We start from the raw sequence: 11,468 nt of genomic DNA on the forward strand, positions 1-11,468 counted from the left end.
GCTAAGCCATCTAATTTGTCAGAGTAGTCTGACTGTGCGATGGTTCAAATAAATTACCGAGTTGTTTTTCTTTTACTAACTCTTTTGATGCAATCCAAGTTTCCCAGGGGGTTTTGCCATAACAATACCAGCCTGAATGAGGTCGCTCTCTGTTGTAGAATGCGAGCCATTTATCGATGTCTTGCTGAATGTCTTCCAATGATGAATAAATTTTACGCCGAAACATCACGTCATAGCCTTCATTTTTCATCGTCTTATGAAACCGCTCACAGATACCATTAGTCTGCGGGCTGTATGCCTTGGTCCGCGTATGCTCGATATCTTCTAGCTCCAGGTAAAGCTGATACGCATGGGTTTCCTTTTTCCCCGAGTATTCTGACCCTCTGTCGGTCAGGATACGCAATAAGGGAACCGCTTGCTCATCATATAATGGCAGCACCTGATCGTTTAACATATCTGCGGCAACCAAGGCATTTTTCTCTGTATAGACCTTGGCAAAAGCGACTTTGGAATAGGTATCAACAAAGGTCTGCTGATAAATTTTACCCACACCTTTAATGTGCCCCACGTAGTAAGTATCCTGAGAGCCGAGATAGCCCGGATGTTGCGTTTCAATTTGTCCATGAGCTTCTCGTTTATCCTGCACTTTTTCTAATGCTTGCAGTTGGGCTTCCGTCAGTAAGTACCCCTCCTGCGCTACTTTGGCTTCCAAGGCAGAAAGGCGTTTCTTGATATTTTCCAGGTCAGATACCGTCTTGCCCATCATGATGCAAGTGCTATTTTTGTATCGAATGGGATGCCTGATTTCAGCACACCATACGCCAGTTGGAGTAATTTGCGCATTGCCGCACAGACGCCCATTTTACCCCCTTTATGGCGTGATACGAGTCGTTGCCACTGTGCTTTCACTATCGGATTACAAGAAAGGGCAGCCAGAGCGGGCATATACAACGCTTTCCTGAGCTCGGTATGACCCCGTTTTGATAGGCGGCTCCGTCCTTTAAATAAACCTGATTCACAAAGTTTTGGGTTAAGCCCGGCATAGGCCACCACTGCCTTACTGTTAGTGAATTTTGACACATTACCCACATACGCCAGCAAACTGGCACTTAGTATTTCACCGATACCAGGAATACTCTCCAGCAACGCTTTATTTTTCTTTAAGTCAGGATCGTTATCGATATGGTTTTTTATTTTTTCTTTGGTGGCCTGGATTTGTTGTTTAAGTGCAGAAATGATTTCAAGCAGTGAGGATTGAACGACATCGTCAGCCACTGATTGCCGATTTTCTTGCATTTGCCTCATTTCCTCTAAACTCTTTAGATGGCGTACTAGCGCGGTTAATTGACGTTCGCTCAAGGGAGGAGGAGTCCAGAGGACAGGTGTATGCAGTGCGCAGTAGCGCACTATCATTTTTGCATCCCCCTGATCCGTCTTGTTCCGACTCAGTTCACTCTCACCAAAGGCATGAATACGTGATGGGTTTTCTAGGCTGACGTCAATGCCATTATCAACTAAGAACATAGCCAGTGGAACACTGTAACTCCCTGTGGCTTCGAGACAAATATGACAATCCCCGTAAGGGATAAGCCATTTCAGTAGTTGGCTAAATCCAGAGGGGGTATTCGGGAATGCTTTTGTTTTATACTTTTTTCTCTCTACCCACACTGCAACATCGAATTTTAATTTGGCAACATCAATACCCACTGCGGTCTTGTCCATGGCTGATTCTCCCATGAAAAACAGATAATTAAATGATCGCCCCGACCTTCCTTATAAATACGTGCTCTTAGCACAAGATACCGTTCGGTCTTACAGGCGACGATAAATATGTCACCGGGGTTTTATCTGACTGCACAAGCTTTAAGCCTAAGGGCGCAAACAAACTCTCCGGTGACATCCCAATGATCAGTTGGGGATCATCAACCTTTGAAAGTTAATAATCAAGATATAAGGGCGCAACCAAACCGAGCGAACACCACTGCCGGAAATCATTATCCCCTGTCGGTTAAGTTCATTCGCCACACGGTGCTGACCATAAGCAGGATAGTCGTAAGCCATATTCACCACCGCTTGTTCTATATGGCTGTAGCCGTATAAATTGATTCAAAACAAAGGGTCAGAAAAGAGAGTGTCGATATCGCATTGTCGTTTCCTACGAAGGGCTTTAGCCTGAGCCCATTTGTGCTCAATTGGGTTGAGGTCAGGAGAATACGTCGGGAGATATTCCAGAATAAAACCGGATTTTTGTCTAGCAGACTGGATATCCTGGCGTTTGTGAAAGCTCACATTATCCATCACGATGACAGCCCCTTGAGGGATTTTTGGCAGTCAGTCTTGGGTTACCCACGCATAACAAATATCGCTATTGATATTATATTCAAAGGCACAAACGGTGGTTAATTTTCCGTTAAGCTGAGCGCCGATGACATTGGTACGCGCTTTAGCGTGCCAATCATGTTGACCGTAACACCGCTTACCTTTAGCTCAATAGCCGTAGAGGCGGGGCATGTCATGAGCAAAACCGCTTTCATCAACGTAAATAATAGGGGTCTCGCTGGCTTCATAGGCCTGGATCTTGATCTGAAAATCTTCTCGGGATTGGGCGTTGGCTTTTGGATGATAAAATGTTTTTTTTATAGCTAAACCCTGCCCGTTTCAACGCATGGCAGATACCTCTAGCGCTCACTCCCATACGTTGGGCTCGCTCGTATTGAGACGCGTCAGGGTAGGTTTCCACATCAAGAATCAACGCCGCTCGAGCTATTTTACTGGCGGGTTTATCACGTGTCAGACAAGGTTCTATTCGTTTAGCCCAGCGCATCAGACTTGCGGTCCCAATACAAAAACGTGTGGCCGTTTGGGCATATGTAAGCTTTTCTTGCTCTTTAATAGCCAATACATGTTGGCGAAATTTTAATGGATAAGTCATCTTGAAATTATACATCAATTTATACAGCCTACGCTATAGGAAAGAATATTGAACAGTCATACAATGAGAACAGATTTTTTTCCTAAAAAAATTGAAAAACCTACGAGAATTAGAAATAGAAATATTATGGGAAGAACAACAAATACGACGAAATCAACAAAATGCAACGGGGCAAAATATTATGTCATTTCCACAGGCTATTCCCTATAGCCTGCTAGGCGATTTAAGCAAGAAGATGCCGGGTATCAGTGATATTACTACCGCTGTGAAGGACTCTATTATTAAGGCAACTGACAAGGCTGTAGAAGAAACTATCAAGATCGGCGGTAAGATAGTAGAAAAGACGGTAGAAGAGGTGACAAAATCCGCAGGTAATATAGCAGAAACCGGTGTAAAATCCGGTATAGCAGCTACCAGTGATGTCGTGAAAACGGGGATAGATACGTTGGGTGATGTAACAAAAACCGGTATAAAAGAAACTGTCAACACCCTTGAGAAAACAACAACAGATCTTGGTAGCGAAGCAATAAAAGCGATGGAAAATCTTACCCTAGGTAAGATCGCCAAGGACATGGCTACCGGGGTATCCATTGCTATAAGGGGAGACAAAAGCGGGGAGATTTCTCAAGGCAATGCCTGCTGTAAGTGTTGTTGTTAATAGGTAACAATTGTGTTTTGAGCGCCTGCCAAACTTACGCCGACACGACGTCGAGGGGTATGGCGCTATTCGGCTTAGCCAACGTAGCAAGGCAGAGCCGATCGACCAAGCCACTGTGTCTGAGAGTTGGCGTGTTAATAGCGCGGCTTAATACACTGTCAGAGGTATACAACGTTAACTGTTGACGAGCACGAGTGATACCGGTATAAAGCAATTCACGGGTTATTATGGGTGAAAAATAATCAGGCAATACCAATGCGGTATGTTCAAATTCTGAACCTTGAGATTTATGTATGGTCATTGCATATGCGGTGCCGTGGCTCGGTAAACGATTCGGCTGTACCGATTTAATAGTGCCATTCGGTAATTGGAAGTGAACCCGTAAATGACCATGAGCATCATATAAGGCGATACCAACGTCACCGTTAGACAATCCCAATGCGCTGTCATTACGTTCGATCATCACTGGACGCCCTGCATACCAGCGACCAGATAACCCCTGTGTGCGTTGTATCAAACCGTTACGCTGCAGCACCTGTTCAATCAGTGGATTTAAGCCCTTCACACCAAATGACCCAGCACGCAATGCACAAAGTAATTGGTAATGATTAAAAGCAGTTAATATTTCAGCCGCATCGGCACCCTGTGCAACCAGTTTAAGATAGGGTTGATAACCGGCAACACTCACCTGTAATAATTGCTGATAATCTATCATATTAGCCAATACAAAGCGTTCAACGTCAGTATAGTTCCCGTTAAGTACCGACAAAGCTTCAAGATATGCGCCGGCATTGACTGCTTGAGCAAGTTGTCCAATACCCGATTTTTTATCAAAACGGTAACTTTTACGTAACAAACACAGGCCATCACTTACCTCGGTTAATCCTGTCGTCAGTGTTTTGCGTTTGCTCATGTCATGAGGATTATTCAACTGCTCTAATGGATAACCCGTTACTCTGGCTAACTGTTCAGCCCGAAAAACACTATAACCTGATTCGACAAAACGGCAAATATCGCCAAAGACCGCTCCCGCTTCTACTGAGGCAAGTTGATCTCTGTCACCAAGAAAAATCACGCGTGCATGAGTAGGCAATGCAGCAATCAATTTCGCCATCATAGGTAAATCAACCATCGAAGCTTCATCTACCACGAGAACATCAAGATTTAATGGATTACCACTGTGGTAACGTAGCCGATGGCGATTGGGCTGAACCCCCAATAAACTATGTAATGTAAAGGCCTGATTGGGGAATAATTTATGCTCGCTTTCGTTAAGTGCCAATTGCTGCCACGCTTTGCCAAGAGATTCGGTTAAACGTGCGGCAGCTTTACCGGTTGGCGCCACCAATTGAATACGTACCCGCTGCTCCCCGTTTAAACGCACTAAAGCAGTCAGTAATTTTGCTACAGTGGTGGTTTTACCCGTTCCTGGCCCACCAGAAATAATCGATATCCTCCGCGTCAACGTCGCGGCCGCCGCTACTTTTTGCCAATCGACTTCATCACCGTTAGTGCCAAAAAGTTGCTCTAAAATATTTTGTAGCAGGATTTCATCAACCCTCTCATTGTTGGCATTACCATTCACAATAAAACGTGCAACATCGCCTTCATTTTGCCACATTCTTTGCAAATAAAGACGGTCATGTTGCAAAACCAGGGGTGTCGGTTGTGAGCCATCGCTGACAGAAAACGAATCTTGTAATGTTTCTCGCCACTGTTGAGTGCTCGGCTCCCCAGCGGCTTTCCACAATGCTTGAGCGAGATCCGATTGACGACCATCAAATAAATGTTGAGGCTGTAAACCTGTTATTGGTAAACAGATATGCCCCGCCCCCGTTTCGGCGCTCAAATAAGCGGCCGTTAGTTGCAGTAAAGCTCGTGCAGCACCAACCCTGTGGTGCTGCTCCTGTGTTACATCTTGCGCTTTAATTTCCATCAACCGCTGACTGTTACGAAACAAGTCGAACAAAGGACAATCATCAGGAGCAATCATACGGGCAAATTGTAGATCCAGTGGGCGTAACAATCGCTCACGGACAGCCCGCTCCAATAATTCCATCATGATGCGATTTTCTCTCTGCTAAACAGACGATCTAAGCCTTCAACTAATTTCAGCTGTGGACGACAGGTAAAAATACCGTTACCTGGATGGTGGTGATCAATACCACGCAAAAAAAGATAGATAACTCCACCAACGTGACGTTGATAATCATAATTTGTTAGACGATGGCGCAAATAACGGTGCAATGCCAAGGTATAGAGCTGATATTGTAAATCATAACGATGTTCAACCATCGCTTGCGCCATCGCACCATGGCTATAAGCCTGACTGTCTTCTCCTAACCAGTTCGATTTATAATCCAGCAGATAAAATTTATCTTGCCAGCAAAATACCAGGTCAATAAAACCTTTCAGCATTCCCTGTACTTGTTGGAAATCCAGGGCAGGACACACGGCTGACAGAGGATCATAGTGTTTTATTAAACTATCCAACTCTCCAGCTTGTAGTATTCTTTTTATCGGCAAATAAAACTGTAACTCTGCCTGTTTATTCATCGGCGCTAACCCCGCCAGTGTTACCCCAGTTTCGTTCAGTGATATATGTACAATATCGCTCAACCACTGATGTAATACCGGCAACCAGACGCTATCAAATCCCTGTTGTAGGGATCGCTCAGCTAACCATTCCATTTCGATTGACTGACTAAAATCAAGCTCCTCCAGTAAAGAATGCAAAAATGTTCCCGGTATTGCACCACGTGGAAAATGGTGAGGAGTTAGGCCTATTGTTGCTGATAAGATTTGTTCACCATTGGTATTACTGTCAAACTTTGGCATTTCCACCCGTGAAGTTGGTGTGAGTTTTGACGCACCCTGTTGTTGCAACCCTGAATAGCTCGTCACTCGCCAATAATCTTGTAACTGACGTGTAAAGTGTTTTGCCGCTAAGGGAGGCATTGTGGTTTTTTGCGGTTGCCATATGTGTTTATCCAACGCACCAACCTGCGATACGATGATATCTTCTCCTTGCAATGCGGCAAGTTTTTCTGCCAGATAACGAGCATCACCGGCTTCCCCACCCTGAACCAAATAGCCTAACGCCGTTTGATGTAGATCGCTATCTCCCTGTTTTTTTCGATTACCTTTTATTAACGGTGCGATCCCGACACTACAATGATAAATTGAACGGGTTAACGCAACATAAAGCAAACGCAAATCTTCCGCCAATCGTTCTTGTTGCGCTAGCTGTTGGCTCTCATCACTGGCGTGTAGATCGAGAATGGCAGTAAAATTTTGCCGATCATGATAGAGATTTGTCGATTGCTGGCGAAAATTACCAATAAAAGGCAACCACACCAAAGAATACTCTAATCCTTTCGATTTATGGACGGTGACGACTTTAACCCGAGGGCGATCACTTTCCAGCCGTAATTGCTGATTTTCAGATTGGCGTTCAGGTTGTGCGATTTGTTGTGCCAGCCAGCGTACCAAAGCATAGTCACTGTCAAGCTGTACTGCTGCTGCCTGTAACAACTCACCTAGATGAAGCAAATCGGTCAAACGACGCTCCCCCCCCGTGCTCACCAATAAATTTTCTGCCAAACGACGTTTGGCGATAATTTCACGCAACATAGGCAAAATACCGCGCCGCCGCCAGTGTTGGCGATAGCCATCGAATTCATCAACCAATGCATCCCAAGCACGTTCATCGTGGTTTAAGTTATCCAATTGTTGCGCATCCAGCCCCAATAGGCTGGTTGCCATCGCACAGCGTAAGGTGCGTTCCTGTTCAGGTGTCAATACCGCCTGTAACAACCAAAAAAGATCTTTGGCTTCCGGTGTGTCAAATACACTGTCCTGGTTAGATAAATAAACCGAGGGGATTGCTAATGCTGTTAACGCGTTTCTAATTAAAGCCGCCTCGGAACGGCTACGTACCAAAATAGTGATATCTGATGCTTGCAATGGACGCATTCCTTGTCTGGTGACCAAATTGGCTCGCCCAAATTGACCGGCGATTAACCAATCACGTATTTGCGTTGCACACCTCTGAGCCATCAGCTGTTGATACTGATATAAGCTTACACCTTCTCCTGGTTGTAACCAGAACTGCAATGCGGGTTGTGCTTCACCATCAATCTGGAAAGCTAATTCGCTGTTTTTCTCCGCCGCAGTTACATTGATAAACGGAATTTGTTCAAATAAAAAGGGCGTTTTGATCTGATTAAATAATCGATTAACGGATTGCACCATGCGATGTGAAGAACGCCAATTGGTCGATAAAGTATAATGCGCGTCTATCGCAGAACGAGCGCGGATATAGGTAAAAATATCCGCACCACGAAAAGCGTAAATGGCTTGCTTGGGATCACCAATCAGCAGTAATCCACAATCTGCCTGAGCCGCATAAATGCGCCGAAAAATCCGATATTGTTGCGGATCAGTATCTTGAAATTCATCGATCATCGCGAGCGGATAACGATGACGAATCGTTTCAGCCAGTAACTCCCCTCCTGTTTGCTGTAACGCGATATCCAAGCGGCTTAATAAGTCATCAAAACCCAGTTCGGCACGCTGTTGTTTTTCCTGCTGTACAGAAGCGCGAATTTCACTGATGGCTTTTGCCATAATGAGGTCCCGCAACGTCAGTGGTTGTTCAAATAAGCGGTCAATGGCCAAAAATAACGTATCCTGTGGTACAGTGCCTTTTTGGCATTTTTCACATAAAACCGATTGACGAAATTTAGTCAGCTCTTTCGGTAAGCTGTAGTCGTCAGTTTTCTGCTCTGCCCATTGCGTCACTATGGCTAGCCAGTTAGGCAGATGCTTACTGTTATAACTCCGCTTATCGACAGCAGAATCGCGGATTAATGCTTCCAGTTTATCGGCTTTTTGTCGCCAATGGGTTTTCAACTCATCGATTTGCATCACTATTTGCTGATGACGACAGCCAATGGTTTCATCATGGGGCACCCTAAGAAACTGCGGTACTTCACCTTGTAAATAAGCAGACAGATCGTTAAGCAATTTTTCGGGGTTGCTCCATTCCTTACTGACTGCTCGTGCTTCAGGCAAGGATAATGGATAACAATGACGTCGCCAAAAATCAGTACAAGCTTGCCGACGTAGTGGTAATTCATCATGAATTAAGGTTTGCTCAAATAGCATGCCAGATTCAAATGCATTAGTCGCTAACATGCGCTGACAAAAACCATGAATGGTATAGATAGCCGCTTCGTCCATCTGGCGCTCTGCGGCCAACAATTGTGCTGCTGCGTCAGCCAGATCGGTGATTTCGCTTAACAACGCCTGCTCCATAGGTTCATCACTAAACCCACGTACACAGGCTATCCACAAGCGATGAATATTACCGCGGATCCTGCTTCTCAATTCTTCGGTCGCGGCTTCGGTAAAGGTAACAACAAGGATTTCTTCTACGGTTAAACAACGAGAATAAGCGGCATCCTTACCCAACCCAAGTAATAAACGTAAATACAATATCCCAATGGTGAAAGTTTTACCTGTCCCTGCAGAAGCTTCGATCAAGCGTTCACCAAAAAGTGGGAGCGTTAGCGGTTCAAGTCGCTGGGGTGTCGTGGCTAAAAGCATTATTTTCAATTTTGAGGTAAAAAGTAAGGCGTGGCACTGGCATCATTCTTCTCCATAACCACATAAAATTAACGCTATTTCTCGTTTTGAGTGCTATTTACAGCTCCTTTAGGTCAAAAGGGCGTCCGTCGTTACGACAAGGAGGGGAGGCCGCAACAGTATATTGCAAATCTTTCCATTCTTTCTGGGTATGAGTGTGTAAAACTAACGCACGCAGCCCCTCTTCAAACTCTTGTGCCAACAAACTATAAATTTCACGATGGCGGGTGGTAAAAACCTGATCGGAAAATTTGTCACTGATAATCACGACTTTGAAGTGAGTCTCGGAGCCTGCCGGCACATCATGACGGAAGCTTTCGTCGATAACTTTTAGATGAGTAGGTTTAAACTTCTCTTTTAGCTTTTTTTCAATACGTTCAGCGACAAAGGGCATCATTAATCTCCTTGATGTACTTAGGAAAATATACTACGTGGTGTAATCTTATCCAAGGTTATTCACCCAATATGAGGACCTGTCCAAAATCTCTTGTGCTCACCGTGTTTTGGTCAAGTCATTTGTCAAAAACGCGCTCAAAACGCTCATTGGATCCTTTGCTGTTGTATACAAAGGAGCAAGCTGCGTTTTTTCGCCCATTTTTTCCTCTTCTGGGCACAGCGAAAAAGATTTGGAACAGGCTCTAAGGAATTCTAGCTCAATAAACAGCAAAACGGCCTGTTTTCAGTAGAGTTGAAACCCGTTAATATGATTTAGATCCTAGGTTGTGAGGTGTTCATAATCCCATTCTGGTATATTATTCTGGCATACCTATCCCGTCGTTCAAGGTGGCGAGGACGCTAAAAATTTTATAACCAGTGAGAAAATAAACATGCTAAAGAAACTGACTTCCCCTTTGTTAGCCGTTTGCATACTGACGGGTTGTGCTAGCGGTGATAGTACCTTAAACATTGCACCAAAAGTGGTATTACCACAGAAAGATCCTGCGTTAATGGCGATCACGATTAGCATCAATGGTGCCGATCAGCGCCAGGATGTGGCCTTGGCAAAAGTAAACCGTGATGGAAAATTGGTGGCACTGACTGCTTCGCGTGATGTACGTTTTCTATTGCAAGAGGCATTAGAAAGACAAATGATTAGCCGTGGTTATATGGTTTCCGGTGATGGTTTGGTGGGTTTGCAAATTATTGTCAATTATCTACACGCCGAGGTACAAGAAGGTAATCTGCGTCACAATATCACCACCAAAGCAGACGTTTCGATCATTGCTCAGGGACGAAATGGAAGTCAGCAAACTAAAAATTACCGATCTACCTACAATGTGCAAGGTCTTTTTAGCGCCACTAACGAAAAAATCAGTGATGCCGTTAACGCCGTGTTAAGCGATGTAATCGCCGATATGTCACAAGACACCAGCATCAGCAGCTTTATCAAACAAAATGCCCGTTCACAACTATAACCCCCCTATGGATCCTTTTAATGGCAATTTTAATTAAAACACCTGAAGAGATTGAGAAAATGCGTGTTGCTGGTCGTCTAGCTGCCGAAGTCCTGGAAGTAATAGAACCCCATGTTAAACCGGGTATCAGTACCGGTGAGTTGGATCGTCTTTGCGATCATCACATTACCTATCATCAACAGGCCATACCTGCCTGTTTGGGCTATCATGGTTTCCCTAAATCCGTTTGTATTTCGGTCAATGAAGTGGTTTGCCACGGCATTCCAAGCGACCATAAGATACTGAAAAATGGTGATATTGTTAATATTGATGTCACTGTTATCAAAGATGGCTTCCACGGTGATACTTCCAAGATGTTTTTTGTCGGTAAGCCTAGCATTCTTGGGCAACGCCTGTGTCGCATCACTCAAGAAAGTCTGTATTTGGCGATCAGGCTGGTTAAGCCTGGGATCCGTCTAGGTACTTTGGGTAGAGCAATACAAAAATTTGTAGAAGCAGAGAAATTTTCTGTGGTGCGCGAATATTGTGGGCACGGTATTGGCAGAGGTTTCCACGAGCCTCCACAAGTTTTGCATTACGATACTGGCGATAATGGCGTTGTGCTGGAGCCCGGTATGGCTTTTACTATTGAGCCGATGGTGAATGCAGGTGATTGCCGTATCCGTAACATGAGTGATGGCTGGACAGTAAAAACGAAAGATCGCAGTTTGTCCGCACAATATGAGCATACTTTGGTCGTTACAGATAACGGCTGTGAAATAATGACATGGCGTAAAGACGACAGTATCTCAAGTACTATCGAGCATTCCTAATC

The 11,468-nt window shown here is 44.6% G+C and carries 9 protein-coding genes and 2 pseudogenes; 3 read left to right on the forward strand and 8 right to left on the reverse strand.

Annotated elements, in window-relative coordinates; translation table 11 throughout:
• Positions 1–10: 10 nt before the first annotated feature.
• From AAHH42_RS03940 to AAHH42_RS03960, 5 genes and pseudogenes are all read right to left on the reverse strand, one after another.
• Positions 11–745, reverse strand: a pseudogene (locus tag AAHH42_RS03940) (integrase core domain-containing protein); the annotation flags it as partial.
• Positions 746–762: 17 nt separating this feature from the next.
• A complete protein-coding gene (locus AAHH42_RS03945; protein ID WP_342221038.1) occupies positions 763–1,737 on the reverse strand; it encodes an IS110 family transposase in 975 nt (324 codons plus the stop codon).
• A 219-nt stretch (positions 1,738–1,956) separates the two neighbouring features.
• Positions 1,957–2,082 (reverse strand): annotated as a pseudogene (locus AAHH42_RS03950) (IS481 family transposase); the annotation flags it as partial.
• Between the two features lie 24 nt (positions 2,083–2,106).
• The gene (locus tag AAHH42_RS03955; RefSeq protein ID WP_240313882.1) at positions 2,107–2,298 is read right to left on the reverse strand and encodes a transposase; all 192 of its coding nucleotides are present in this window, start codon (positions 2,296–2,298) and stop codon (positions 2,107–2,109) included.
• A 265-nt stretch (positions 2,299–2,563) separates the two neighbouring features.
• Positions 2,564–2,932: an IS630 transposase-related protein gene (locus AAHH42_RS03960; protein ID WP_072549715.1), complete on the reverse strand. Its 369-nt coding sequence runs from the start codon at positions 2,930–2,932 to the stop codon at positions 2,564–2,566.
• A gap of 181 nt (positions 2,933–3,113) precedes the next feature.
• Here AAHH42_RS03960 and AAHH42_RS03965 point away from each other — a divergent pair, with 181 nt between their 5' ends.
• Positions 3,114–3,590, forward strand: coding sequence for a hypothetical protein (locus AAHH42_RS03965; protein ID WP_162860019.1), 477 nt, complete (start codon positions 3,114–3,116; stop codon positions 3,588–3,590).
• A gap of 34 nt (positions 3,591–3,624) precedes the next feature.
• Here AAHH42_RS03965 and recD read toward each other — a convergent pair whose 3' ends face one another.
• The 3 genes from recD to bolA all read right to left on the reverse strand — a co-directional run bounded on the left by recD (position 3,625) and on the right by bolA (position 9,636).
• The gene (gene recD / locus AAHH42_RS03970; RefSeq protein WP_342221720.1) at positions 3,625–5,652 is read right to left on the reverse strand and encodes an exodeoxyribonuclease V subunit alpha; all 2,028 of its coding nucleotides are present in this window, start codon (positions 5,650–5,652) and stop codon (positions 3,625–3,627) included.
• Complete coding sequence (gene recB / locus AAHH42_RS03975) at positions 5,649–9,200, reverse strand: exodeoxyribonuclease V subunit beta (protein ID WP_119797419.1); 3,552 nt, start codon at positions 9,198–9,200, stop codon at positions 5,649–5,651. The genes recD and recB overlap by 4 nt, the downstream gene beginning before the upstream one ends.
• A 97-nt stretch (positions 9,201–9,297) precedes the next feature.
• Positions 9,298–9,636: a transcriptional regulator BolA gene (gene bolA / locus AAHH42_RS03980; RefSeq protein ID WP_420836475.1), complete on the reverse strand. Its 339-nt coding sequence runs from the start codon at positions 9,634–9,636 to the stop codon at positions 9,298–9,300.
• 430 nt (positions 9,637–10,066) lie between these two features.
• On the opposite strand from bolA, the gene AAHH42_RS03985 reads away from it, so the two are divergent.
• Complete coding sequence (locus tag AAHH42_RS03985; RefSeq protein WP_342221721.1) at positions 10,067–10,654, forward strand: lipoprotein; 588 nt, start codon at positions 10,067–10,069, stop codon at positions 10,652–10,654.
• Positions 10,655–10,674: 20 nt separating this feature from the next.
• Entirely contained in the window at positions 10,675–11,466 is a 792-nt protein-coding gene (gene map, locus AAHH42_RS03990; RefSeq protein WP_072550822.1) for a type I methionyl aminopeptidase, read from the forward strand.
• The last annotated feature ends 2 nt before the right edge of the window (positions 11,467–11,468 follow it).

Origin of the sequence: Candidatus Fukatsuia endosymbiont of Tuberolachnus salignus, from assembly GCF_964030845.1 — a bacterium.
GTDB classification, from domain to species: Bacteria; Pseudomonadota; Gammaproteobacteria; order Enterobacterales; family Enterobacteriaceae; genus Fukatsuia; species Fukatsuia symbiotica.

Bases quoted from the DNA above. Each gene is read 5' to 3' on its own strand.
- AAHH42_RS03985 (WP_342221721.1), top strand. From the start codon at position 10,067: ATGCTAAAGAAACTGACTTCCCCTTTGTTAGCCGTTTGCATACTGACG.
- map (WP_072550822.1), top strand. From the start codon at position 10,675: ATGGCAATTTTAATTAAAACACCTGAAGAGATTGAGAAAATGCGTGTT.
- AAHH42_RS03965 (WP_162860019.1), top strand. From the start codon at position 3,114: ATGTCATTTCCACAGGCTATTCCCTATAGCCTGCTAGGCGATTTAAGC.
- AAHH42_RS03945 (WP_342221038.1), bottom strand. From the start codon at position 1,737: ATGGGAGAATCAGCCATGGACAAGACCGCAGTGGGTATTGATGTTGCC.
- bolA (WP_420836475.1), bottom strand. From the start codon at position 9,636: ATGATGCCCTTTGTCGCTGAACGTATTGAAAAAAAGCTAAAAGAGAAG.
- AAHH42_RS03960 (WP_072549715.1), bottom strand. From the start codon at position 2,932: ATGACTTATCCATTAAAATTTCGCCAACATGTATTGGCTATTAAAGAG.
- AAHH42_RS03955 (WP_240313882.1), bottom strand. From the start codon at position 2,298: ATGGATAATGTGAGCTTTCACAAACGCCAGGATATCCAGTCTGCTAGA.
- recD (WP_342221720.1), bottom strand. From the start codon at position 5,652: ATGATGGAATTATTGGAGCGGGCTGTCCGTGAGCGATTGTTACGCCCA.
- recB (WP_119797419.1), bottom strand. From the start codon at position 9,200: ATGCTTTTAGCCACGACACCCCAGCGACTTGAACCGCTAACGCTCCCA.